The 26,619-nt window shown below is 61.8% G+C and carries 16 protein-coding genes; 3 read left to right on the plus strand and 13 right to left on the minus strand.

Annotated elements, in window-relative coordinates:
* Nucleotides 1–465: 465 nt before the first annotated feature.
* Both HKW67_RS13905 and HKW67_RS13910 read right to left on the minus strand, forming a co-directional pair.
* Nucleotides 466–1,335: a hypothetical protein gene (locus HKW67_RS13905; RefSeq protein WP_171225951.1), complete on the minus strand. Its 870-nt coding sequence runs from the start codon at nt 1,333–1,335 to the stop codon at nt 466–468.
* Nucleotides 1,336–1,357: 22 nt separating this feature from the next.
* Nucleotides 1,358–4,069, minus strand: coding sequence for a type I restriction endonuclease subunit R (locus HKW67_RS13910; protein WP_206044426.1), 2,712 nt, complete (start codon nt 4,067–4,069; stop codon nt 1,358–1,360).
* Here HKW67_RS13910 and HKW67_RS22325 point away from each other — a divergent pair.
* Nucleotides 4,037–4,408, plus strand: a complete 372-nt coding sequence (locus HKW67_RS22325) for a hypothetical protein (RefSeq protein ID WP_206044427.1) — start codon at nt 4,037–4,039, stop codon at nt 4,406–4,408. The two genes, HKW67_RS13910 and HKW67_RS22325, sit on opposite strands and share 33 nt — an antisense overlap.
* Nucleotides 4,409–4,741: 333 nt before the next feature.
* Here HKW67_RS22325 and HKW67_RS13915 read toward each other — a convergent pair whose 3' ends face one another.
* The 10 genes from HKW67_RS13915 to HKW67_RS13960 form a co-directional block, all read right to left on the minus strand.
* Entirely contained in the window at nt 4,742–6,430 is a 1,689-nt protein-coding gene (locus HKW67_RS13915; protein WP_171225953.1) for an RNA-binding domain-containing protein, read from the minus strand.
* On the minus strand, nt 6,427–7,842 hold the full coding sequence (locus HKW67_RS13920; RefSeq protein WP_171225954.1) for a restriction endonuclease subunit S: 1,416 nt from the start codon (nt 7,840–7,842) through the stop codon (nt 6,427–6,429). The genes HKW67_RS13915 and HKW67_RS13920 overlap by 4 nt, the downstream gene beginning before the upstream one ends.
* Nucleotides 7,839–9,953, minus strand: coding sequence for an ATP-binding protein (locus tag HKW67_RS13925; protein ID WP_171225955.1), 2,115 nt, complete (start codon nt 9,951–9,953; stop codon nt 7,839–7,841). Before HKW67_RS13925 ends, HKW67_RS13920 begins: the two co-directional genes overlap by 4 nt.
* Nucleotides 9,953–11,383: an SIR2 family protein gene (locus HKW67_RS13930; RefSeq protein ID WP_171225956.1), complete on the minus strand. Its 1,431-nt coding sequence runs from the start codon at nt 11,381–11,383 to the stop codon at nt 9,953–9,955. Before HKW67_RS13930 ends, HKW67_RS13925 begins: the two co-directional genes overlap by 1 nt.
* Complete coding sequence (locus tag HKW67_RS13935) at nt 11,380–13,683, minus strand: type I restriction-modification system subunit M (RefSeq protein WP_171227677.1); 2,304 nt, start codon at nt 13,681–13,683, stop codon at nt 11,380–11,382. Before HKW67_RS13935 ends, HKW67_RS13930 begins: the two co-directional genes overlap by 4 nt.
* Before the next feature lie 263 nt (nt 13,684–13,946).
* Nucleotides 13,947–16,784, minus strand: coding sequence for a DEAD/DEAH box helicase family protein (locus tag HKW67_RS13940; RefSeq protein ID WP_206044429.1), 2,838 nt, complete (start codon nt 16,782–16,784; stop codon nt 13,947–13,949).
* A 69-nt stretch (nt 16,785–16,853) separates the two neighbouring features.
* Nucleotides 16,854–17,051, minus strand: a complete 198-nt coding sequence (locus tag HKW67_RS13945) for a hypothetical protein (protein WP_171225958.1) — start codon at nt 17,049–17,051, stop codon at nt 16,854–16,856.
* 116 nt (nt 17,052–17,167) lie between these two features.
* Nucleotides 17,168–17,713, minus strand: a complete 546-nt coding sequence (locus tag HKW67_RS13950; RefSeq protein WP_171225959.1) for a TY-Chap domain-containing protein — start codon at nt 17,711–17,713, stop codon at nt 17,168–17,170.
* Between the two features lie 160 nt (nt 17,714–17,873).
* Nucleotides 17,874–19,376 (minus strand): Ig-like domain-containing protein, encoded by a 1,503-nt coding sequence (locus HKW67_RS13955; RefSeq protein WP_171225960.1) that lies wholly within the window; start codon nt 19,374–19,376, stop codon nt 17,874–17,876.
* Nucleotides 19,377–19,591: 215 nt separating this feature from the next.
* Complete coding sequence (locus HKW67_RS13960; protein ID WP_171225961.1) at nt 19,592–19,984, minus strand: DUF3088 family protein; 393 nt, start codon at nt 19,982–19,984, stop codon at nt 19,592–19,594.
* Nucleotides 19,985–20,035: 51 nt separating this feature from the next.
* Here HKW67_RS13960 and HKW67_RS13965 point away from each other — a divergent pair, with 51 nt between their 5' ends.
* Nucleotides 20,036–21,451 (plus strand): protein kinase domain-containing protein, encoded by a 1,416-nt coding sequence (locus HKW67_RS13965; RefSeq protein WP_171225962.1) that lies wholly within the window; start codon nt 20,036–20,038, stop codon nt 21,449–21,451.
* A complete protein-coding gene (locus tag HKW67_RS13970) occupies nt 21,448–23,412 on the plus strand; it encodes a PD40 domain-containing protein (protein ID WP_171225963.1) in 1,965 nt (654 codons plus the stop codon). Before HKW67_RS13965 ends, HKW67_RS13970 begins: the two co-directional genes overlap by 4 nt.
* Before the next feature lie 6 nt (nt 23,413–23,418).
* On the opposite strand, the gene HKW67_RS13975 is transcribed toward HKW67_RS13970, so the two are convergent.
* A complete protein-coding gene (locus HKW67_RS13975; RefSeq protein WP_171225964.1) occupies nt 23,419–26,514 on the minus strand; it encodes an ATP-binding protein in 3,096 nt (1,031 codons plus the stop codon).
* Nucleotides 26,515–26,619: the final 105 nt, after the last annotated feature.

A 26,619-nucleotide genomic window follows, 5' to 3' on the forward strand; every position in this document is an offset into this window, starting at 1 on the left:
GCGCCACGCGCTTCGAACGCAGCTTGAGCGTGTACTGACCAGCAATTTTCCTGCTTGGCCTCCATCGTCGTATGTTCGGCCAGGGGTGGCGATTGACCGGGGAGCTACGCCGCACCAAAAGAACATCGGTGTACAGTGGCCCAGCATTCGGGTCGAACTCCGCGAACGACTCGACGACCCACAGCTACGGATCGCACCTGACGTCTACGCTCCCGACGAGATCGCGGCGCGCTTTCATCACGCCATCGTAAACGTCATCCGTTACGCGAGACCAACGGCACGAGTGCCCGGACTGCGTTGGCATTCGCATCGAGACCTCGCGCAAAAGCCGTCGAGTCCCGTCACCGATTCCGGCGGAATCCGGCCCGAGCCCGGGCAATGTGGTTGCAACCGGCAAGAACGTGTGCAGGCAGGCGCTGCCTTAAAGTCGACGACACGCACCGCAACCGTAGAAAGCAGCGCGGTCTAGTGGACGGCCACCTTTGGCGGGCCCGCGTTGAGCGCTCCCCCGATATGCTGGTGCGCTTGCACAGTGAGCTCACTAATCGCTGCGCAAAGCGCGCCAGATACCTGGACCGTGACTTCGACAGCGCGACGAACCGCGTTATCGAAGGGCTCCTCGAAATCATCAGGCTGCAATCTTCGAATCTGAGATTTGACAGTTGAGCAGAATGAAGTGATCTCGTCGTCGCTCGGAAGGTCGTCGCCCAAGATGTGCAGATATGCGAGGAGATCTGCCGTAGGATAATAGGTGTTCAGCGTGTTCCAGCCGCTCACATGCTCGAGAATCGCCATGGGGAGGTTGAGACCCGCGAGCGCCGTTTTCATTACTGCCTTGTCTGCGTGAAACGCGGTTTTATCTCGCGCCCGAGCGAAATAGCCCGACTTGACGCTGGCTGTTAGCGGATGTTCAAGAATGGCCTGGAGCGCCATGCTGTACTTCGCGAACTGCTCGTGCTTTACCACATCCGCTGCCACCTTCAGCGTCTCACACGTCATTGCGCCGATGAGCAGTCCACCGGTAATGCGACGTCGTACAGATACGCTGTCATCATCTCCGATAGGATCGATCACCGCGTTCACAAGGAAGAGAAGGCTGTTGGTAAGCTTTGTGAGACGAAGCAGATCGACGAAAGCGGGCTCGGCGAGCTCCCGCCGGGCGATGTCGATCGGCAGCGCAATATGGCATTCCTTTCGAAGACTCTGACGGCGCCGAAAAGCGTGAGCATGCTGCTCATCCGATACCTGCTCTTTGGCTTTCTGGTTCGACGCTTGACGCCGCTCCGCCGCCCTTTGCTTCTGTCGCCGTCTCTTTTCGTTCGGCTTCCCGTTCATCGGCGCCCTCCGGATCATGGCCCTACAGCGGACTCGTCATCTCATACACCATATCACCCACGAACCGCTTGAACGACTCGTTTTCCACGTACAGCTTGTAGACCAGCGTGTCATCCTTCAGCAGGTGCTGCATGACGCGCCCGAGTGCCTGATCATGCGCCATGCGTGCGGTATGTGGAGTGTTCTCGCGCGCGTTCTGGTAGGCCGCATCGGCGGCAACCTTCGGAGCGATGTCTTCACGGATGCGCTTCGCCACGCGATCGGTATCGGTGAACAACGTTGAGAATTGCTCGTTGAACGACTTCAGAATGATGCTGAGTCTATCCAACTCGGGCTCTGGGATAAAGCCGCCCGCCGTAGCGGGAACGGGAGCGATTTCCGCGTTCTTGTCCTCTAGGGCGATCTTCATTACCGCCTTCTTCTCGACGCGGTAGCTGTCCATGTCGATTGCCTCGAGAATTCCTTTGGCAAGGTCCTCTTCCCTCGGCGCTGGCAATTTGGGCGTGAGAAGATCGAGGAAGATCGACAGCTTCTCCCACTCGACGTTGCTGTAAGGAATCACCGACGAGAGAAACGCGTAGGTGCGACAGAGCACCTTGGCCTTTCCCTTGAACGCCACCTGCGCCTCTTCATCAAGCTGCCCAACATAGACGGCCACGCACGCATCAAGAATCGGGTCGAGCTTGTCACGGTCCGCGCCAGCGAGGAACAGCTCAGCGAGCTTCTGCACCTGATCGGGCGCATACACTTGCGACGCATCCAGTGCCGTCTTGAGGTCGTGTAGCTTGTTCGGGTCTGTCTCGTCGGCCAACAGCGTCGTGCGATAATAGTCCTGAAAAGCGAACGTGATCGCTTCGCTATTGTTCTGGAAGTCGAGGACGAAGCAGTCGTGCTTCTGAGGGTGCGCGCGATTGAGACGGGACAGTGTCTGCACAGCCTTGATCCCCGAGAGCGGCTTATCCACGTACATCGTGTGCAAGAGTGGCTCATCGTATCCAGTTTGGAACTTGTCGGCGCAGATGAGGAAGCGATACGGGTCGACCTGGATCCTCGCAGCAATATCGCCGCTTGCGAATCCATTGAGCGACGATTCGCTCACCTTGCCGCTGCCGAAGTCGTGCTCTCCCGAGAAGGCAACGATGGCTTTGTACGGGCTCTTGCGCTCTGCAAGGTACGCGTTGAAAGCATCGAAGTACTGGATGGCCCGCTCGATACTGCTGCAGATCACCATCGCCCGAGCCTGCCCGCCGATCTTGCCAGCAGTAATCACCTGCTCGTGGAAGTGGTCTACCATGATCTCGGCTTTCAGCCGAATTGCGTGATCGTGGCTCTCCACGTACTTGCGCAATTTCTTCTTCGCCCGCTTGGTGTCGAATTCCGGATCGTTCTCGGTCTTCGCCACCAGCTTGTAGTAGCTGGCCACCGGCGTGTACGCCTTGAGCACGTCAAGGATGAAGCCCTCCTCGACCGCCTGCTTCATCGTGTAAATGTGGAAGGGACGGTGCTTGACCTTGCCTTCACCGTCGGCGGGCAGCGCCTCGCCGAACATTTCCAACGTTTTGTTCTTGGGTGTAGCCGTGAACGCGAAGTAGCTGGCGTTCGTCAGCATTTTTCGCGCGGCCATACGCTTCTCGAGCGCGGCGTTGACCGTGTCCTCCGGGTCAGATGCTTCTTCCTCGTTCTCATCTGCATCGTGACCAGCACGACCAAGCGTCTGGCTCATCGCCGCGGAGGTCTTCCCTCCCTGACTTGAATGCGCTTCGTCGATGACAATCGCGAACGCCTTTTCGCTCTCTGTCTCGACTTCGTTCATGATGACCGGGAACTTCTGCACCGTCGAAACGATGATCTTCTTCCCCTGTTCGATGAACTTGCGCAGGTCACCTGAGCGCTCGGCATGACCAACGGTGGCACCCACCTGCATGAATTGCTTGATGGTCGCCTGAATCTGGCTGTCGAGGATGCGCCGGTCAGTAACTACGATGACCGAGTCGAACACCGCTTTGTCATCGCGCTTGAGCCCAATGAGCTGGTGCGCCAGCCACGCGATGGAATTCGACTTGCCGCTCCCCGCCGAGTGCTGAATCAAGTAGCGCTTGCCGGCGCCATGTTCGCGCACGTCTGCCAGCGCCTCCCGTACGAGCCGGAGCTGGTGGAATCGCGGCCACACCTGGCTGCGCTTCTTCTTGCCAGTCTTGGGGTTCTTCTCCTCGACGATCTGCGCATAGTTCTCGAGAATGTTTGTCAGCCCCGCCGGCGTGAGGACCTCTTTCCACAGGTACTCGGTCTTGAGGCCGTACGGATTTGGCGGGTTGCCTCCGCCATCGTTGTGTCCCGTGTTGAAGGGCAGGAACCAGGAGCCCTTCCCTCGTAACTCGGTGCACATGCGCACCTCGGCGTCGTCCACCGCGAAGTGCACCACGCAGCGCCCGAACTCGAAAATCCGTTCACGAGGGTCACGGTCGCGCTTATACTGTTCCACCGCGTCGGCGACGGTCTGCTTGGTGAGGCTGTTCTTCAGCTCGAAGGTGGCGATGGGCAAGCCGTTGATGAATAGCCCCAAATCGAGTGCGCGACGTGTTTCGTGGATGCTATAGGCAAGCTGGCGCGTGATCGAGAAGCGATTCGCCGAGTGCAACGCTTCGGCCTTGTCGTTACCCGCCGAAGGCGTGCCGTAGAACAACTCAAAGTGCAGCGGGCCGTGGTCAACGCCCTTCCGCAGCACATCGATCACGCCGCGTTTGCCAATCTCGCTCGAGAGGCGAGCGAGGAACTTGAGGCGGTTGATGTCCTTCGCGCCGTTGGCGCTGACTATCTCGAGCTTGGCGAACCTATCGGGCTGAGTGGCGCTCAGGAATGCGAAGAGCTGGGCCACGTCGAGCGCGTGCGCGCGGTCGAAGTCCTGCGGGCTGCCGGCGGTGTAACCGGTGCCACCGTATGCCGGCGGGCGTTCAGCCACGCGGTTCGGCGCTACGGCGAGGCCGGTGGTGCCGGTCATATGCCGGACGATGATGGACTCGAGTCCCCTTTCGCTGATGTCGGTGGTCATGTGTCATCCCCAAAGGCGCCCTGAGGTTTAGCCATCAAGCAACCATCAATCAAAGCAGAAATCGGTAAAACATTACCAGTGAATGACTTAGTTATGGCGCGCTCATCAATGAGACGCACGGCGATCAAGTACCCATCAAGTAAATTTCGTATCAGCACGTCGACGGCCGGTTTGGCGGAGTCGACCGACGGTCAGAGCAGTGACCGTCACCCCCTTTGCTAAACCCTTTGCTAAAACCTTTGCTAAACCGCCGGCAACTATCCAAAGCTAGCAAAGCGCTAAACCGTTGATTGACATCCGCTTGCGCTTTAGCTCGATCATGAACTACCACGCTGGATAGACACTCGCTTTGCTTGATCATGCACGCTTCGGTGCTGTCGAGATGGGCTTCTTGCTCACCCATTTCGACTTTGTTCGGGTGCCTTGGTTGACAATCTTTTCGGCATTCCGCAGCTCCTGCAGCAGGTTGTGGACCTTGCGCCGTTTCTGCACGTCGGACATCCGGTCTGGCAGTTTGGGCAGCAAGAGCTCGTCGACGTGCTGGCGCGCGACCGGACCGTGCTCCTGGATGAGGGCCAGGATCATGTCCAGATACCACTGCTTGTCGAAGCCGCGCTCACGGATATGCCGCGCCACGTCGCCGGTGGCCTTGGCCATGGTGCCGGACACCATGACGCTCGGATAGCGGCCCTCCACCAAGCCCGCCGACTTGAGTCGCTTGTGATCTTCGCGCGTGATCCGCCGGCCCTTCTGAATCCGATCAAGCAGCAGCACCTGCGGCAGCGACAAACTAGACTGCTCCATGAGCAGGCGTGTGTAGCGCTCGTCGAGAATCTGACCAGGAATGCTCACGCTGACCTGCCCAGGCTGATCGAGATCATAGTCGGGCAGCGGAAACGAGCGCCGACGTTGCGTCTCGAACATGCGCTTGATGCCACCGCCCTGCGTGTCGATCAGGTTGAGCTCCACCATCGCATCGGCAAGGAACGGATTGCGATACAACAACTGCGGCGCATCCTGCTCGATCACCGTCTGCACGCTCCCTGGCAGAAACTCTCCGATGTTGGTGATCAGCACGCGATCGGGGAACTCGACCACCGCGATCCGCGCATGACGTCGATAGTCCTGATGCGCGATGCTGTTGTGCAAGGCCTCACGGATCACCCATGGGTCGTACTGGGTGAGCTCCTGCGGAAAGAGTGTACCGCTCGGCAGTGCACGCACGGTGAGATTGCGCAAACGTTTCAGAAGCCGGTCACCCACCAGCAGGAATGGCGGCGCGAAATGCTCGTAATCCAGTTCGCGATTCTCCGCGTCCTTGAGCAGCCACGAGACCTTTGCGACGGCCGGTGTAAGCAGCGTGGCTGACTCGGCGCGGCCGAGCAGAACTAGCGCCGCGTTGGTCACCTCGCCCTGCTTCAGCAATCGCGCCTTGTTCAGAAACGTCAGGTCATCCCACTGCGCCAGTTCGCCGGACTGCGACGGATGCTTGACGAGGAACTGCTCCCGCGCCTTGGCAATCGCTTCGGGATTAAGATCGGCCAGCGTGGCACGGTGACACGTTTCAGCAGACCAATCGCTGCCGCGTGTCCACAGGGCACGCTCCTTGGCCGGGTGTTTGACCAGTTCCGTCTTGCTGTTCCCAACACGGCAGTAGGCAACACCCGCAAACGTGCAGGGCCGGTCCCGTGCGGGGCCAACGGCGAGCATCACGACCCGACCGTCCGGATGATCAACGAGATGTACGTCGATTCCAGGATTCGGCTCAAGTAGTGCACCGAGCCAAGGCAGAAGGCCTTGGTTGCCTTTGGCCTTCGCTGCATACGGATCGAACGACGTACCCACGACGTCGTGCGTTGCATCGTCGATACCGAACACCAGATAGCCACGCGGCTGATTGCACAATCCTGCCTCATTCGCCAACGCCGAGAGGTACTCGCCGATCTGTTGCGGGTCGGTGTTGTTGCGCTTGAACTCCAGCCACTCGGTTTCAGTGGGGAGCGCACGCAACCGGTCGACGAGGGTGCTGAGATCGTTGGGGTTCATGCGACGATCATCTCTTCATCGGTGATGTCGGCGGCGTCGACCGGATCGTTATCGTGCTCGATGATGTCGAGTGAAGCTTCGAAGGGCAGACGCGCTGCGGCCTCACGCACGTCGAGCTTGCCGGTCACGACGTCCGCGACGAGGCGAGTGCGGTATTCGCGGAGGAGGTCGATCTCGCGCTCTAGACGGGAGGTAGCGTACTCAAGTGGCTGCGATTGCGATTCGATATAGTTAACAATGCGTTCCTGCTCCTCAAGGGGACACCACAGCAACGGAAGCCCCGTAACCTGGCCGAGCCGTAAGTGTCCGACTGTGCTTCCATTAGCCTCAATATCGATGTAACGCCGAACAAGAGGTCCATAGATGCTGTGCAGCAGGAACGAAGCGTTGAGTTCCGACGTGTTCGGCCTGAAGAACATCATTCGTTGGCCCATGCATAGGTTATGCGCAGCAGGGACATGACAAGCTTCTCCTACTGGGGCTTCACGAGTAAAGAAGACATCGCCCCGTCGCGGTGCGCCACGTTGCGTCCAAAGCAAGAAATTTGCGCGGTTTGTAGCGTACGACCCCTTTGGGTTAAATCGACCATTCCGAATGTTCGTTGTACGAACGACGATGTACTCGCCGTCGTCGATAAGCTCTGGTGTTCTGTTCTTGCAGTCGATGATCTCTGCGCACAATTGCTTGGCTCGCCGCACCTCCCAATGCGCCGGGATCTCCCCGAGCCACGGGATGCCGGAGGGCTTTAGCGGCACGGCGGGATCGAGGCCGCGGGTAACGGCGCGGTGAATGATGGCCTGCTTCTGCTCGCCCAGCAGAGCGATCACGATCCGCTTCGCCCGGATCGCCCGCTCCAGCCGCCCGTTCACCCAGTCCAGGAACCGCACGATTGCGGCTTGTTCGGCGGGGGGAGGCACCAACGCTTCGATACGTCCGAGGTCGTCGGAGTAGAGCCTGAGGCGACTTTCCACAACTCCGGTCGAAGACGCCTTTATCCGTGCCTTGTACGCGGGCGAGCGCAGGAGATGGTGGTAGTACCAAGGCTGTGCGTCAGGATTTAAGCGGTATACGCAGTAAGCCGGACTGGATATTCCCGCGTATCTCGAGACACCCATGCTTCCGTTCCACGCCAGCATGATGTTGATGACTAGGTCATCGGGTTCAACACACTTGTAGCCGACGAGGGAATCAGCGCGCGTGCCTATCCCTTCGGGTCCATATGCGCTGTTGCGCTGAGTGACGCCGGTGTACTGCGAAACGCGAAGAAGCTGCTCTTCGCCGGTAGTTGATCGACGGTCTGTTTCTCGCAACAAGTACTTTGTGCGGCGAACGCCCCAGTGTGCTGGCACATCACCAAGCCATCCTCCTTCGGCTGCGCGGTACTCAGGATACGGCTTGAGGTCCGCGATCACGACTCGAACTCCACGGAGCTTATACTTTGGGCGGACGGACCCACCTGCCAATCAGTAGCGATCTTCTCCCAGCCTGTTGCCCGTGAGATAGCGTTGCCGTGCTCATCCTGACCAATCCACACACCCCAAAACTCTGGGTCGTCGGAGCGAGGCTGTTGCGACTTGGGCAACTCGTTCATTTTGACCAGCACCGGCAGCTCTGACGCCCAGCCGAGTAGAATCGCGTTTTGCGAGGGAAGCGAGGGCAATTCGCGGAGCAGTCCGCGAAGATTGTCAGGGACGAGCCGTTGCACTAGCTCTTGGTCGCGGTCGTTGCTAATTCGGTGAAGCAGAAACGTGTTGCACTGAGACAGCACCGTGGGCGAAAGCTCAGAGGGGCGCTGCGACGATAGGACCAAGCCGAGTCCGAATTTACGCCCCTCACGGGCAATGCGTTCGAAGACCTGACAGCAGATGCCGGCAGCGTCCTGATTCTCGACATCTTCCTTGTAGCGCTTGATGAAGGTATGCGCCTCTTCCATCACTAGCACGGTGGGTAGCGCGACACCATTCAGCTTTACGTACCGTTGCGATGCTTCGAACACCATTCGGGCGATGACGGCGGTAACGACGTGCACGACTTCTGTGGGTACAAGCGACAGGTCTATCACTGATACGCATCCGCCATCGGCGTTGTCGTCGCCAATGTAGCCATTCAACCATTGCTGAAGCGTCATCGCCCCCACATCACCCATAATTGGCTTCATCCGGGTGTCGGTGAGAAGCGCACGGATTCTGACCAGGAGGGTCTCGATGTGTTCGGAGACGTTTAGCATTTCACCTGCCGCCTCGACGCCACGGAGCAACGATGCGCCTTCGAAGGGTCTGGGCGCGTCCACGTCCGCCGGAATCACATCCTTGGCTGTCCCACCGAATGCGGCATGAGCTTCGCTCGTAGCCGTGAGAAGTTCTTGGACTTCGGGCTTGGTGAAATCCTGATGTGCGTACTGAATCCGACGAGGCACGCACAGACCTTCAAGCTTGTCGATCAGCGCATTTAGCCGTGCGTGCTGGTCACCCGTGAAGGAGCTCAGTTCCGGCTCCAAACCCTTCTTCCACTTTTCCAGCTTCTCGAAGAAGCCTTTGGGTTTCGGGAACGATCCCCACGGCGCACCGGAGTTCTGCTCGATGCGTATCGTCGTTACCAGCGTACGGAGAAACCGGCGCATGTCGTGACTTGCATCCGCAGTTGGTTCGGTCTGGCCGTCACGAACAACTCGAAGGGCGTGCATTAGCGCCGGCCGCTGGGTTTTCGAACTCGCCTGAGTGAACGAGCACCACTCCGCGCTGTTCCAGAACCACAAGGGCACCTTCAATGCGTTTTCACCTTCGCTCGGGTTCACCTTGAAGATCCGTGCCTTGATTGCATCGTCACCACCGAACGCACGCGAATACTCGCCGTTCGGGTCGAGCACGATGAACCGGGCGTTCGGTCGCCCTTCCGCACCTGCTTGCGCACGCTCCTGCGCTGCTTGCTCCAGGCTCCAGCGGATAAGTCCAGCAACCGAGCAGGACTTGCCGCTTCCAGTGTTCCCCAGCACGGCGAGGTGCCGCCCAAATAGACGATTGGGGTCAATGGACACCACGGCATCACCAGCGAGCGGGCTGGTACCGATCTTCACCCGGCGTCGTTCTCCGGACTCGACGATCGAGCGAAGCTGGTTGTCAGTAGGCAGAAGGACGGCGGCGCCAATCGAGGGCAAACCGTCCGCGCCGCGGCGGAAGGCGTACCCTACGTTTTGTGTGTGCCGGCGGAGCGTACCGAGTGGGTTGAGCCGCAACCTGCGCAGCGGAAAGGGCAGATCCACCAAACCGAAGTCCTGCATTCCGCGCCGCTTCGGAAACGCCGAGCGTTCGACGGTCAGCCACTCAACCTGTCCAACGAGGAAGGCGTCATCGACCGGAACCAAGAGGTAACCGTTGACCCTAGGAAACGGTCGTGGACCTCCAGCATTTAACGCGACCGACTCAGGCGCCTCAATATCCAAGGCGACCTTGATTTCGTCCGGCGAGACGAAGTCCACCGCACCAACACGAAGGCTGCCAGCTTGCTCGAACGGCGCTTGGCTCATTATGTCGAGCCCTCACCGCTGGCGGGCGGGACTTCAGATTCGGTGGCAGGCCGCGGTTCTGTGCCCCAGCGCGCCTTGAGCAGCTCCGCCATCCGAAAGGTCGTGCGATCAATCGCAGGCTTCGGTAGGTAGTGATCAACAAGCGCCTGCAAGTCACCCAAATGGTTACCGATAAGTAGCGTGACCTGAGCGTGCCTGCCCAATCGCTCGTACGTGCGCATGATGCGGCCTAGCGGATCACCGTGGGCGATGACAACCAGGTGCGCTGACGGGATCGTCAACATGTCCTCAATTACGCGATTGATGTGCTCGTCGCCAAAGCTGTAGCCGTAGCAGACTACGGTGCTATTCGGACGGCAGATTGAAGCAGCAAAGTCCCTAAACAATTCGACGTAGGGGAACGCCGTCGTCTCGCGGTCCTTGGCGGCGTTGGGGTAAATCATCAGCGCTGAGGCATCGACGCCGGTGAGGCCAGGTGCCGCCACGAAGGGCCTGATGTCCTCAGCGCCAAAGGGCAGGCCGATCCGACGGATGGCGCCATCGCTCGCGAGCCAGTCGACCGAACCGTGGAGCTTGGTGAACCTCGCGACGCCTTCTAGGTAGCGGGGCTCCCCGCGGATGCCGGGCGGGTTGTAGTGTAGGTCCACGTCGAGGCGCGACGCGCGGAACACGGGGGCCAGGGTGCCTACGAAGCGGTCGATGAGACGTAGGCCCGCCACGTCCGCACCGGCCTCGATAAACCGATCGTAGTTGGTGGTGAATAGCTGCAATCGCTCGCGGGTGCCAGCACGACTCGCAAAGCTCAACAAGAAGCTGGTGAGGTAGTTGAATGCGTCTTCACGCTTTGTTGCCTCGGCTTCCGCTAGGCTTCGTTCGCCCTGAAGGATTGACATGGCGAACGACTTGAGGATGCCCTCCAGGTCACTTCGCAGAGCTGAAGCTTGATTCTTCTGCTCAGAGTCATTCTCCTTCGGCGCCGCCAGTATCTCTAGGCCACGAAGCAATTCGTTCGCGACCCGAATCTGATCCTCGAAGTTCCCATTTTCGCGCCCTGCGGCGCTAGCGGCACGGGTCACTTCGCCTGCTATCTCATCGTCCAGCGTCTGGAAAGTGACGCCGCTCATTCCCGGAAGACCCGCGCCAGTCCCGAGCCAGTGGACCGCGTGCGTGAGACCAGAGCCAACAAGCAACGATAGGTGCTCGGATTGCACCAGGGCCGTCAGCCAAGGCTCGATTCGCGGACGCAGCCTCTCGGGTCCGAATGTCTCCGCGGACTTTGCCCAAGAACACTGCGCGCCTGCGGGCAAGGTGAACAAATCGGGTCCAGTGGATTCCACAGTGCGATTCAGGAAGACCGGCCCGTGATCGTCTCGAGTCTTCAGTACCTGCCCGCCGGATTTCAGGTGCTCCTTGAGTTCCCCAACAGTCATATCTTTACTCCCGCAGTGATTCCTGCCAGCAGACCTTCTGCCTCCTTCTCAATTGCCATGATGTCCGCGCTGATCTCCTCGAGCGTCCGCAGCGGCTGCGGCTTGTAGAAGTGCCGAGTAAAGCTCACCTCGTAGCCAATCTTGGTGGCGTCCTCCTTGATCCACGCATCAGCTGTGTACGGAAGCACCTCGCGGCGAACGAACACCTCGATGCCGCCCTCCTCCAGCAGTGGCACTTGCTCGGTGTCGCGCAGATCGGCGTCGGGCTCAAACTCCACCACCGCCGCTTTGTTGTTTACGGTGACTTCGTAAAATCCGCGCAGTGGATGGGGTTTCACCTTGCCCAGCTTGTGCACCTTGGCGATCACCGGCGGGGCGCTTTCCTCACGCCAGCTCACGGCTTTGAGAATCAGTTTGAGTTCTGGGGCCGACAGCTTGATCTTCGCCTTGGTCAGCGCCACGTTCACGCGATCGCGAAAGACGTTGTGGTCTTCGTACAGCGCATCGCCAAGGGCGTCACGTAGCATCGTCGCGACTTCCACCAACCGCGCGTCGCGCTCCCACGACTTGGCGTCGAGCAGCTTCTTGCGCTTCTTCTCGGGCAGACCCTTCTTGCTGCCGCCGCCCTCCTCGTCATCCGCGTCGTCTTCATCGGATCCCCACTCAGCCAGCCGCTGTTCAAGCGCCGTCGAGAGCCGCGCGAAGTCGGTCACCAGCGCGTTACCGAACTCTTCGTACAGCACCGAGCGAATCTCCTCGTCGCCTGACGCAACGCGCAGCGACTCGATCGCGCCGGGGGTGAGGCGACTGTGCAGCCGCAGCGGACGCTCCACGGTGACCTTCCAGTAGCCGAACGCTTCATTGGGGAAGATCTTTGATTCGGGTGTCTCGTTGAATTCAAGAAACGTCTGGTTGATGCGCGCGACATCGTCTGGCGAAAGCTCGCAGTTCTTCTTGCCGAGGTTCTTGCGCAGCGGCTTGAACCACTGCGAGGCATCGATGAGCTGCACCTGTCCCTTGCGGTGCGCCGGCTTGCGGTTGCTCAGCACCCAGATGTACGTCGCGATGCCAGTGTTGTAGAAGAGATTGAGCGGCAACGCAACAATGGCCTCGAGCCAATCGTTCTCTATCAGCCAGCGGCGGATGTTACTTTCGCCCTGGCCCGCGTCGCCGGTGAAGAGCGACGAGCCATTGTGCACTTCGGCGATGCGGCTGCCGAGTGCCGACGTGTCGTTCATCTTCGACGCCATGTTGGCGAGGAAGAGCATCTGCCCGTCGCTGGACCGGGTGACCAGAGACAGCTCCTCACCCCGATGCATCACCTTGAAGCGCGGATCGCGCATGCCGTCTTTGCCGCCCATGGCCTCGAGGTCCTTCTTCCAGCTCTTCCCGTAGGGCGGGTTGGCGAGCATGAAGTCGAACTCCTGCGCGGGGAATGCATCGTGCGCGAGCGTGGACCACTCCGCTCCGCCTACGATGTGATCCGCGTTCTCGCCCTCGCCCTTGAGGAGCATGTCGGCCTTGCAGACTGCGTACGTCTCGGGATTGATCTCCTGACCGTACAGGAGGCTCTTGACCTGTTGGCCGTGCTTAGCGGCAATTGACCTCAGCGTCTCCTCGGCGACTGTGAGCATGCCACCGGTGCCGCAGGCGCAATCGTACAGCAGGTAGGTGCCCGACTTGATCTCGTGCTCGATCGGCAGGAACACGAGGTTCGCCATGAGCCGGACCGCATCACGCGGGGTCCAGTGCTCACCGGCTTCCTCGTTGTTCTCTTCGTTGAACTTGCGAACCAGCTCCTCAAAGACCGTACCCATGGCATGATTGTCGATGCCAGCAGGGGATAGGTCGATTAATGGATCGAGGAACTTGGAAATCAGCGTGCCAAGCGAGTCTGAGCGAGAGAGTGTCTGAAGCTGGTTACGGAACTTGAAGTTCTCGAGAATGTCCTGAACGTTCGACGAGAAGCCGTTCAGGTAGTCCTCGAAGTCCGACAAGAGCTGCTGTTGGCTTCCTCGTGAGGTCAGGTCACGCAGGGTGAACTTGGACGTGTTGTAGAAGGCCTGTCCCGCTGCATCCGCGAGCGCCGCGCGCTGCTCAGTGATGCCCGCTTCGTCCAACATGTTCCGTGTGGCAAGCACGCGCGCCTTGGTCGGCTCGAGCACGGCGTCCATGCGCCGAATGACACACATCGGCAGAATGACATCCGGGTACTTTCCGCGCTTGAACAAGTCGCGCAGGACATCGTCCGCGATACCCCAGATGAACGAGACGATCTTGTTGTGGGTGGCCTGGTCCACTGGTCTATTCGCTCCAAGTTCATTTAAGGAGAAGCTCGGCGGATACTCGAGCATCAAGTTGGCTAAACTCGCTCGCGTTCGCGAGAGGTGGATTGGGCGCACTCGAGTGCAATCCTCGACGTCGGCAGCAACGAAGGTCTTGGACTTCGAAGGGTTCCTGCGCCTTCTACATCGCCAGCCAAGGCGGATGCCCGATATGTTCACGTGGGGCGAGTCGCATCCCCACGGAGTTGGGCATCCGGAGGTCACCTGTGACGCGTCGACTATTCCTTGCCGACAATCGCCAGCGCATCCCAGTGAAAGATGGCAGCGAACGGGACTTCCGTGACCTCTTCGGTCTTCTGGCCGATTTGCACCCGTATATCGGCGACCTTACGTCGTGGGTCCACACGAACGAGTTTGGCCGCCAAGGGCTCATTGGGAAAGCCGCGGATCGTGGGCGCATATACCGCGACTGCGCTCCTAGGCTTCAAGTCACGCGACTTGAGCGGACGCATGTCAGGGAGTGCGTTCGGCTCGAACCTGTATTCCGCGCGCCCGAACTCATCATCGCCAGATGCCATAACGGCGAGGCGCTGAATTTGGGCAGCCCGATCGCCGTTCTGGGCCGACCGTATCTGTGCAAATAGCGCTGAGGCGTGCCCCTCAAGCCACTCTCGCGGATTCCCCGACCGAAGATGGATGCGCCACTCCCGGCGCCTTGGCCCCCGAGCTCCCGTTTCGATGTGGTCGACGGCAGCGCACTGAAAGAACATGTTGATCGTTCGACGGAGATCGCGTTCCAGCTGATCCGGATTTGACGACGCAAATCCGCTGGGGAACTCAAGCGGCGGTACGGCACGAAGTAGTGTTGCCGTTCGTCGAAAATGCATCTCCCGAATGCTCTTGTCCCGGTTACAGGTAGAGCAGAGCGTTTGAAGGTTATTGGGCTCATTGGTGCCCCCATGATATCGCGCTACAATGTGGTCAACCTGCAGTGTGCGCGAGTTTGACGAGCCGCAACAGAGGCATCGATTGCCGTCTCTCCGAAACACCTCCCTTTTCGCGGACTCGCTCGGCTCTGAGTCCGGCAGCACAGCGGGCGGAGCAATCACCGGTGATGTAGGGCCAATGATCCCCACGCCGGTGGTTCGCTGCAGTTGTCCCTCAACGAGGTGACGAAACTGGTGGCGAAACAGATCGAATGTTGGAAAGAGGGCACGCCAGAATCGCTGCTCATCCTCGTACACGGTGCTGAGATACTTCCACGTTTGGCTAGGACCCCAGTCCTCGACCGTCGCTTGCCGAGCGGCCAGCGTGAGATCGTGCGCTTCCCGATGTTCAAACGGAAAGAAGGGCGGCGCCTCACCGGCCCGCTGCCCGACGTGTCGAGCGAGATGGAAAAGACTCATACCAATACCGCTGGCGTTCTGCTCCTTGTTCGCGAAGAAGAATGCAGTCCATTCATCGATCTGTGCCGAGACCGCGTTGTAACGCAAACCGGGGTCGGCGAAGGGACGAATGTCTGATGAACACAGATGCTTGAGGAAGGCGTCATAGCTTGCCTTCTCATCTTCGTGCACTAAGACCATCGGGCGAACGTGCGCTGTATCGTCAGTTTCAGCCACCTCGACATCAAAGTCAGAGACGAACCAACCAAGCGGCAGAAGCTCCAAGAAGGACGCTGGCGCGAGTTGTCCGGTCTCCATCTGTCGCGCGAGTCGCCGAACGAGCTCAATCGAGACCAGCTGCAGGGGCAGCTCACGGCGCGCCGGCCGCGCCTCTTGGCTTTCCGCACCGGTCCACAGGTCGTCGAACTCGGCCCACTGGATGGCCTCACGCCATTGGTCCATGAATAGCACGATGTTCGCCGTCGTCGTGCCACCGAATTTCGGCCCCCGAAGCGCGCGCCCAACCATCTGCCGCAGCAATATCGGACTTGTCGTCTGCCTCGTGAGGAAGACGGTCTGCACGTTGGGAACGTCCGTGCCCTCTGTGAGCATGCGGACGTTGATCAGTACATCAAGCTCGCCGTCGTGAAATGCCTTCAAAACGAGCGCATTGGCATCTCGGGATCTGCGGTTTCGCTCCTCAACGGTACCCGGACCGCGGTCTACATGTGAATACACGGCGTTCGCCCGTACGCCGTTCTCTCGCAACTTCTCGCAAAGATATTCACACTGGTGCCATCGGTCAGCAAAGATGATTGTCTTGCCGAAGTCGGCGCGCCGCTCCACGTAGGTGCGCCAGATCGTATCATTCCGCTCTTGGTTCTCAGCGAGTTGTGTAATGATGTCGTCCGGAACGTCTTGGTACATGGCGCGCCATCGCTGAAACTTCGCCGCGTCAAATCGCGGCTCGAACTTTGTGCGGCACGGAATGGGAATGGGCTTCGCGAGAATACCCTGGGCAATTAGCCGAGACGCACTCACCTGATAGAGGATCTTCTGGGGAAAGAGCTTCGCGAGCCAACCTTCACGCTTCGTGTCGTTGTACATGGGCGTTGCCGTAAGGCCCATCAGCTTCATTCCCGGGATCTGTCGACGGAGCGACAGCAGGAATTCCGTGTACGAGGGGGCTGGCGCATGATGCGCCTCGTCAAACACAACAACAAGCTTCCCCTTCGCTGACTCGAGGAATGCTTGTAGCTGCGCATGACCCTCACGATAGGCCCGCGCCGCCGTCTGCAACGTAGCAATTACGACGTCATCGTTCTGAGAGACCGCAGCGATTCGGCTGTGGCCGTGCGTGCCGGACACCACGCGAGCACGCAGCCGCTCACGCGGCTCACGGATGTGGCCAACCTCGAGTCGTGCACCGTCACTTCGCTTCCCAAAGCTATCGAGCGCCTGCTCAAGCAAATGGTGCGTGTGCGCGAGCCAGAGCACCTTATAGCCTTCACTGAGCGGGTTGCGGCAGAGGAACCGAACGGCCGTGAACGTCTTTCCCGCCCCCGTTGGCAAGACCAACAATCCACCAGAGTCAACGGTCGACTGCGCTGAATACCACTTGCTGAGCTCTGAGAGCGCTTCCGTTTGGTGCGCCGCCTCCTCACGACCGGACGGCTGCTTGCGCGCCTCGTCCAGGTTGTACTCTCGCTCCCACTCACTCAACGCACCCATTGAATACTCCCGTTGGTTTGATCCAGCATCGCGCGCAACCCGCACTTGCCCCTTGCCACAAACGGTCAGCTATTTCTTCTGCCGCTTTCCGTTCTCCTTCATATATGCGGCGAATGCTTCAAGACTGAGCCCATACCAGTCTCGTGAGTTTGATGGAGCCCAGAGCACGCCGCTGGGTTTGACGCGAATATGTCCGACCACCTTTCCGTCCTCGTCGACGATCTCGTGGTCCTCGAATTTGCGCGGCTTGAAATTGTTCTTAGACATAGACACTCTTGATTGATGGCTGATTGGAAATGCGAATTTCCATTGTCCGGCTTCACCCTTTGAATGTCAAGCGATCGACTCTCAAGTTCGCTAGACGTCGCAGGCGCGTCTGACAATCACTTGAAGCCCAGATCCACGTCACCGTCGAGGTCCAGCTCAAAGTCGCAGTGCTCCTGCCCAATGCCCCGTGGCGACGGATCCGGCACCCTCCGCTTGATCAACAGCGTCGGAAAGCGGATCGACGTGCCCTCGCAGTGGAAGGCCTCGTAGTGCAGCATACCCGGGTGCTCCACGCCGTACACCGTCCGGAACGTGCGCGTGGTGCGCCGCGCCAGCTCACGCAGGCCGGCCTCCGTCGCGACGACGTCGGCGTAGAAGTTGGGCGACCCTAGCGCGCATGGGTCGTCAGGAAGCGCCGTGGGCCGACTCCAGCCGAGTCGCTGCATCCGTGCATACTGCCGTTCATCCAGCAGCAACTCCGGCGGCTCGATGTAGCCGTTACCCGCCGCCTCGGCCCGGATGCCGTAGGCACCCTGTCCGGCAAACTGCACGTACTGATTCGCCCGCTTTCGCGCGATGATCAGGAACTCGTCTTCCGCCAACGCTCCGATGCAGGCGGCGAGGTTCTTCGTGAAATCGCGCCAGTGTCTGTTCACAGCCATGGGACCCTCCTCAGGTGAGGTGCGGTGAGCACTCGGCTCACACCGCAACATGCGTGGGGGGTCTGACAGTGACCGCGACGCGCTCTACCAACCATGCGCCGCGCAGCACGACACCCGTTGGTCGAATGTCGTGCTGCCCGTATTGCCTGCGCCGTCCGACCTACCGAACCCGCTTCGCCTGCCTCGTCTCCACCGTGCTGGCCGTCCACACCGGCCACGCCCGCAGCAACACCGAGCCATCCGCCGCACTCGACGCCGCCACCGCACGCGCCGCCGCGTCGACCGACACACGCGCCGCTCTCGGCACACCACGCGCCGTCTCATACGCCGCCATCACCCGCGCTCCTTCCGCGAGCGGCATCGCAACTTTACCACCCGCCCCCGGCGCACCCGCCACGATCGCGTTGCTCGGGCACATCGTATACAGCGGCGCCACCAAGGGAGCCAACCCGGTTACACGAAAGATCGTAGCCTTCGTTGCACCCATGAACTCGCCGAAGCCGAAGCCGAACTGACGTGAAGCCGCGATCTGTGCGGCGAAGGTCTTGGTGCTGCCGTTCGTCCCCGGATGCCACAACGTGCGATAGTCGGGCGACAGCTCGCGCCAGGTGGCGCCCTGGGCGGCGCCGCCGTCAAAGAGATAGGCGACGGAACCGTTCTGCGTCACGATGTGCGGTGTGCGTACCCACAGAGAGAAGTAGCCGTCCGTTCCGCACGACACGACGAGTTCGGGCCGGTCGTTGACGCCAGAGCGATTGGCCACCGCGATGTCCGCCTCGATCGAGACGAACGCGCTCCCACCTGACGTGAAGGCGCGCCAATCGTACGCCGTGATGCTTGTGGTCCACAGCCCGCCATCGATGAGCAGCTGTATCGTGAACGTCCCCGCCTGTAGCGGCATCAGCATGCCGTTCGAGTTCACGACCGCACGGCCTGCCTCGGTGACGCCCCAGATCGCCGGCGGCGTGACCACCGTGCCATCGGCCAGGCGCGCCGTGATGGTGTACGGGTAGCTGTCTCCCACCTTCACTCGCGTTGCGCCGTTGAACACGACGGTCGCGATGTTGTACCGCACCGTGAGCACGACACTGCCCGTGCGTCCTTCACTGGTGGCCGAGATGGTCGTGGTACCCGGTGCAATCGCGAGCACGTTGCCCGCGGCCGATACCTGTGCCACGCTCACGTCGCTGCTGCTCCAGCTCACCGCGCGATTGGCGAGCGTCGCGCCCGCGGCGTCACGCAACAGGGCCGTAAATCCCGACGCCGAACCCGGCGTGAGCGTGGTCACCCCCGTCACGCTCACCGACGCCACCGGAATCGGGATCACCGTGATCGTCGCCGTGCCCGTCTTCCCCTCACTCGTAGCCGAGATCGTGGCCGTACCCACCGCCACACTCGTGATCACGCCGTTCGCGTCCACCGAGGCCACCGACGGCGTCGCCGAGCTCCACGACACCGCGCGTCCCGTGAGCACCGCGCCCGCTGACGTGCGCAACTCCGCCGTCGCACTGGCACTCTGCCCCAACTGAACTGTGCTCGGCGCGATCGCGACCGTCACCGTGGACAATACCGGTGCCGGCGGCGCGACCGGTCCATCGGTTCCCCCGCCGCCGCACGCGGTCATCACAACCATCATCACCACTGCATACGCAACACGTTGCATCAGACTCTCCGTTGATTGTCATCACGGCATCGTCATTGGCCATGTGATCAAGCTCGGAGAGGGGTCTGACAACACCTGTGCCGCACCCAGAACCAGGCGGCGTCAAAACTCCTCAAATATTCCTTTGCAGTTGCAGTTCTTCGCGCCCTTCGCGAACGTCGCGCCCTTCGCGTCAAGCCGTTGCCGTTGCAGTTCCCGTTGCCGTTCGGGCCCGCCTACGGATGCGCCGCACTCACCCCGTACGCCGCGTGCAGGTACGCCGTGATGTCATCGGCGCCCGTGCAATACGGCCGCCCCGTGTCCGGACTCTCACGAAGCAACGCCGCGTGCTCTGGCCGCGCGTTCAGTACCACCAACACCGGACAGTTCTGATACGCCTGCCCAAGCAACTCCACGATCGGCGCGCGCGGCCGCGGCAGGTCGACATAGGTCACGTCGAGCTGGGTCCGGAGACGCGGGAAGTAGCTCAACAACCCTTCAATGCGCGCGCAGTCGGTGCAGTGGTACGCGCCCGGGCCGAGTGCGGGGTCGGCAAAGTCGGCGCGTAGGAGAAACAGGTGGTCGTGAATCATGGCCATGTTTGAAACTTCATCATCGCATTCACTCATGTCCACTCCCAAAAGTCGCGCTTCGCCCCAGCGTGTCGTATCGTTGCGCACGTGAGCTCTCCCCACGCCCGTCTCGCCGACGCCATCGCCGACCGCTACACCATTCTCCGCGAAGTGGGCGAGGGTGGCATGGCCACCGTGTTCCTGGCCGAAGACCGCAAGCACGATCGCAAGGTCGCGCTCAAGGTGCTCAAGCCGGAGCTGGCGGCGGCGCTCGGCGCCGATCGCTTTCCGCGCGAAATCAAGACCGTCGCCCAGTTCAACCACCCGCACATTCTCTCGCTCTACGACTCGGGCGAGGTGCAGGGGTTTTTGTTCTACGTCATGCCGTACGTCGAGGGCGAGTCGCTGCGCGAACGGCTCGATCGCGACAAGCAGCTGCCCGTCAACGACGTCGTCCGCATCATGCACGAAGTGGCCGACGCGCTTGCCTACTCTCATGCGCGTGGCGTGGTACATCGCGACATCAAGCCGGGCAACGTGTTGCTGTCGGGGCGTCATGCCGTGGTCACCGACTTCGGCGTCGCCAAGGCGGTGAGTGCGTCGGGTAACGACAAGGCCACCACCACCGGCATGGCGGTGGGCACGCCGCAGTACATGGCGCCCGAGCAGGCGATGGGCGAAGTGGATGTCGATCATCGCGCCGACATCTATGCGCTGGGGCTACTCGGCTACGAAATGCTGGCCGGTCGCCCCACCTTCGACGCGCCGTCGGCGCAGGGGCTGCTGGCGGCGCACGTGATGGCCGTGCCCGCCGACATTCAGACGCTGCGCCCTGACACCCCACCGCTCTTGGCCGCCGCGATCATGCGCTGTCTCGCCAAGCAACGTGACGATCGCTGGGCCAGCGCCGACGAACTGCTCGCGCAACTCGAGCAGATTCCGAGTGCGCCGACTGGCGGTATGACGCCGGCGCAGACGGCGCCGCACAAGGCCACGGCGGTTCGGCCGGCGTCGCGACGCGGCGCACTGATCGGCATCGCGACCGCGGTGCTCGTACTCGGCGGCGCCGCCGGCGCGCTGTACGTGAATCGCAACAGCACCAGCGACAGCGCGCGCATCGAAAAGATGGGCGTCATGCCGATCGAAGACATCTCCGGAAAGGACTCCCTGTTCGTGGCCGCCATGCACGATGCGCTCACCAGCGCCCTCACCCGCGCCAACGTTGGCGCGGTGGCGTCGCGCTCGGCCATGATGCGCTACAACAAGAGCAGCAAGACCACTGAAGAAATCGCCGGAGAACTCGCACTCGGCGCCATCGTGGAAACCACCGTGTTCCGCGCGGGCGACATCATGCGTATCAACGTGCAGCTCAGTGACCCGGTCACCACCCGCGTGATCTGGTCGGATACCTACGAACGGAACGTCAGCAACGTGCTCGCGGCGCAGAGTGAAGTCGTAGCCCTCGTGGCCACCGGCATCGGCGGCGCGTTGAGCGGAACGAAGACCTTGGGAGAACGGAAATGAAGCGCTGGCCCTTCGTCTTGACGCTGGCACTGCTCGCCGCCTGTGGCGGAGCTGACACGATCACTGCCAATGCGGTACCGACGGCCGTCGCGCTATCACCTGACGGCGTGCGTCACGCCTCCGCATCGTTCTCGCCGGATGGGAAGCACATCGCCTATTGGACGCCGGCCGCCGATTCCACCAAGGACTGGGTCCTTACGGTGGCGAACGCGGATCTGAGCGCACCCACCACGATGCCTGTGCGCGCGAATCAGCCCGATATGCCGGTGTGGCATCCCGATGGCACCAGGCTCGCCACCGTGTCGTCGCAGTATTCGGCCACGTGGGACATCGTACAGGTCACACTCTCCACCGGTGACGTGAAACGGCTGACCTCAGATCCCGGGATTGAAGACCCGAACGCGTGGAGTGGGGACGGCCGTACGATCGCCTTCGTGCGCTCATCACCCGAGGGTTCCATCCGCTCCGACATCCTCACGGTGGCCGACGGCAGCAGTCGGCCATTGGTGCCCGGAGAATTGCGTCCGCACATCGGCCTGCCCTCGCCCGATGGTGCGCACGTCGCGTACATGCTGGGCAACGGGTCGGCATTCACGATCTGGATGGCGGACAGCGTGGGCGGTAACCGACGGCCGCTCACCACCGAGGGGCTGGAAGTCGACGTGCCAAACGGCTGGTCTCCCGATGGCAAACACTTTCTGTACATCTCCAACCGCACCGGCACGTCCGACTTGTGGATCGCGTCGGTTGACGGGAGCCCGCCGCGACAGCTCACGCGTAACGTGCGCAATGATTACGACGGAGCATGGTCTCCCGATGGTCAATCGATCGCCTTCCTTTCGGATCGCGGTAAGCAGACCGACATTTGGGTGATTGCGGCGGCGGGCGGAGAGGAACGTCGAGTCACCAACACGCCTGCCGAGGAGCATGGGCCGCTGACGTGGCGCGGGGGAACGAACGAGGTGGTGTTCAACGCCGGGATCACGACGAATTCCGTGTGGGCCATCGATCTGAGCAGCGGAAAGGAACGTCAGCTCACCGCCGACTCGGATCGGGTGAGTGACTGGTGGTCTTCTCCCGACGGATCGCAGGTCGCCGTGGTCGTTGATCGCGGCGGCGGGGCAAGGGAATTGTCGCTGGTGCCGACAGCGGGTGGTCCTGCGCGCACGCTGCTCTCGGTGTCAGCGACGCTCGACCGGCCCATGTTCTCACCAGACGGGTCACAACTCGTTTACGCCTCGGATGCCGGCGGCACACCGGGCATCTGGGTGATCGGTGTAAACGGAACAGCGCCGCGCGAACTGACCAAAGGTGGTCTCGCGTCGCAGGCCGTGTGGAGCGAAGACGGCACCAGCGTGTTCTACCTGCACAATCGCGAGAGTCGCATGCAGGACGTCTGGAAGGTGCCAGCCGCCGGCGGAGAAGCGACACGAGTGACCCGCGTCGGTGGCCTGACCGGTATCATGAGCCGCGCCGGCTACCCGGGCACCTACGTTGCGGGCTTCAGCAAGCAGGGCGGCACGTACGCCGTGATGCGACTGCGCGACGACGGTACGCTGCTTCCCGTGTGGACGCGATCGAACTCCGGTTGGATGGTGCCACTGTCACGCGATTCGATGGTCGCTTTCGTCGAGCAACCCAACGGCACCATGCGCGGCATGGTGCTCTCCGCTTCGGGCGGCGGCGGTCGCGTGGTGCTCAAGCCAAATGAGGAGCCGTCGGGGACGTCGATCGACGGCAAGTTTTTGCTCTATCACATGACGGTGAACGGGGCGACGGATCTTGGCATTCTCACGCTCGCCGACGGCTCGGTTCGGCGACTGACGACGTCTCCCGAAGACGAGAGCGGCTCCGAGTTCACGCCCGACGGCAAGACCGTGATATTCGCCCGGCAGCGGCTCGTGCAGCGGATCCAGACGGTGGATGTGACGTCGCTGCTGACACCGGTGAAGCAGCGGTAGGGCGAGCTACCGAACGACCACTTCGATCCCGAACAGCGCCATTTCCGCCTCGCAGTACCGTATCCCCACACCCCGCACCTTCCGCGCGGACCCATCGCATCGCTTCTCGGCACGCTGCAGATACTCGGGCATCGCCAGCCGCGACAGGATTGCGCCCTCGATGTTCGCCCGACGGATCGTGGAGTCGGGCAGGCTCGCGATGTCGTTGCCGTCTCCCCAGACCGGCTCCCCCAGCGTCCAGTTCGTGCGCGACAGCGCAAAGCCGCCCGAGGGCTCGGCGGCAACGACAAACAACAGCCAGTAGCGCCCCGCTTCCTTCGGCGCCTGCACGCCGATCGACATGTCGATGATGTCCTGCTTTACCGGCGTCGGCACGGGAGTGAGATCGCGACCGAGTGCCTGCGGGTCACCCCACGAGGGCGTCATCGACAGCCATACCGACGCGGCCGGCCAGTTGGCGGTGTACTGAATCTGTACCACACCGGATATCATCGCGCCGCGCTCCACATCGATGCGCGCATGCGGACCACGCACCCGCTGCGACCCGAACTGCGCCTCGGCCAAGCGCACCCTGTTGGTGCCGAGTCGCGGCGTCTGAATTCCTTCCTTCGACGACATCTCGAAATCAATGGGTCGATACCCCTCGGCTTCGAAGCGGAGTGCGACGACGCTATCGGTGGTGCGTATCCGCAGGTTGCCGAACGCCGCGGTGCCATTCTCCACCATGGCACTGTCTCCCGCGATTATCGTTGCACTTGGCCGCAATGAACGCACGCGCACGCCGCGCGCCTGCAACACGTCGGCGCTTCGCCCAGTTGGCACCGCCACCACGAGCGATGGCAACAGTCGCATGGCGTTCGTGCCGTACTGATTTGCCGGCACCGTCACCACTGCCGACTGCCGGATCGCCAACGACGGGGTGCGCATCGCATACCACGACGCGCCCGTCGTGGCCACACTGAGCAGCACCGCTGCCGCCACCATCAATCGCGAAGCCACGCGCGCCGAGCGCTCACGCCACGGTACGGAGGCCAGCAGCGTGTCTTGCAGCGGCTGGGGTAACCGGTCGCCGAGCAGGTCCGACATGATGTCGCGTGCGTGACGCGGGTCGCCGCTACGACGAGCACGGGCGACAATCCGCCCCAACGTATGAGCCGCGCGTGTGGCGTCGCCGCCGTGCACGAAGTGACGCAGACCGACGGTGAGTCGATCGACGGCATCGGACTCGATCAGCGCGATCGCCAGCGCGACATGCGCGTCGCGCACCGCATCGGGGGCACTGCGCGAGAGCAGATGCTCCGTGATCACATCGTGGGCCGGCGCGTACATCGTATCCTGCTGCAGCACGAGTCCTTTCTGCTGCAGTGATTGCACACTCGCCGTCGTCGCGACGTCACCGGCCGATACAGGTGCATGCGCCAGCCACACATCGGCCGACAATGGCATGCCCGCGACCGCCAGCCGCAGCAGGAGTCGATGTTCGTGTTCGCTGCACGCCGCGATGCGTCGGCTCAACGGCGACGATACCGCGATCTCGCTCGCGGCCTTGGGCCAGTCGGCGGATCGCCAGCTGCCGTCGTGCAATAGAATCAGCCCCGACTCCTGCGCCAAACTCAGTCGTTCCATCACCGCCAGCGGAATCCCGTCGCACGCCTCGGCCAGCGTGTGAATGAAATGCTCCGCTTCGGCGCTGTCGGGCCACACGCCGCTGCTGCGAATCGCATCGACCACCGCGTCGGCGCCAAGCGGCAGCAACGGCAGTACCGCGAGCGTGGCGTGATCGAGCGACGTCGCACTCGACGGACGTGTGGTACCCACCACCAGCAGTGGCAACTCGCTGAGTCGTCCGATCGCGATGGACAAGAGCTGCCGCGACGCAGGATCGGCCCAGTGCAGGTCATCCAGCAACAGCGCCAACGGTTCCTGTTCGGCGATCGCCGACAGCAGGTCGAGCACCGCCAGTGCTCGACGCCGCACCGACTCGCCGCCTTCGTTGGTGGAGGGCGACACGGCGTAGCGACTGCCAAGCGCGGGATCGAGCGCGACCAGCTCACGCGCGCTGTCAGCGTTGATGCCGGCCGCACCGGGCAACGACGCCAAGGCCCGCGCCACCTGCGCCGCGTAGCCGAAGGGCACGTCCTGTTCGCCAGAGTTGGCGCGCACCGTGAGTGCGCGCGATCGACGACCGGTGCATCGCGCGTGAATAGCCTTCAACAGTCGACTCTTGCCGATGCCGGCCACACCGGTCAGCAGCACGACCTGACACTGTCCCTGCTTGGCCAGTGTCCACGCCTGCACCACGCGCGCGAACTGGTCGTCGCGTCCCACCAAATCCAGCGACAGGCCAGTCGGCTCGGCCACCGCCGTCGTGTCCACACGTTCACGGGCGCGGGCTACGCTCACCGCGCAGGCCGGCGACAACGTGATCTCCTGCTGCTGCGCGAGTTGCTCCATCGCGTCGGCTTCGCCCTGCGCGGCGACGCGATCGTCCATGTCGAGCAGCACGTCGATGGCGATCCGGCGTGCATCGGGATTGGCCGGGGCCTTTTGCACGAGGGCCTCGATCGCACTGCGGCGCTCCGAGGGCTTCATGCGCAGCACGTCGCCGCGCAAGTACGGCTCCGCCACCCGCAGCAGCGCATCCTCTAACCGCCGACGCTCGCCGCTGGCCCAGTCGTCGAATTCATCGCCACCGGGAATGGTCACGCCGCCCAGGAACGGTCCTTCGTACCACCCCAGTGCGTCGGACGCATCGTTGCGGTACACGGCGTCGAGAAACAGATCGCGGTCACTCGCGAGGTCGGCGCCCACGCTGATCACCGCGTCTTCGCGGGTGACGAACAGATCGCCCAGCAACCGCCGGAGCCGCCAGAGCGCCTGCCGCACATTGTGCCGTGCGCGATCGGGGGGCGCGTCGGACCAGAGCAACGTGGCCAACGTGTCGCGCCCATGTTCACGCTTGCGGGCGCTCGCGCAATACGCGAGTACCGCCAGCGGTTTGCCGCGCTGCAGGATTACCTGCCGCGTGCCGTCTGGCTGTCGGGCCGACAGCTCGAGGTTGGCAAAGGTGCGAAGAAAGAACGGAGCGCTCGACGGGGTCATCAGGTCTGAACCATTGAGGACATTTCAATCATAGTGCGCGCGTGGCAGAGCCACTGGCAAGGCAAAGTAGTTTCATTAGGGTGAACAGTACGCCGGCGCCGACTA

Source organism: Gemmatimonas groenlandica (genome assembly GCF_013004105.1).
Taxonomy (GTDB): Bacteria; Gemmatimonadota; Gemmatimonadetes; order Gemmatimonadales; family Gemmatimonadaceae; genus Gemmatimonas; species Gemmatimonas groenlandica.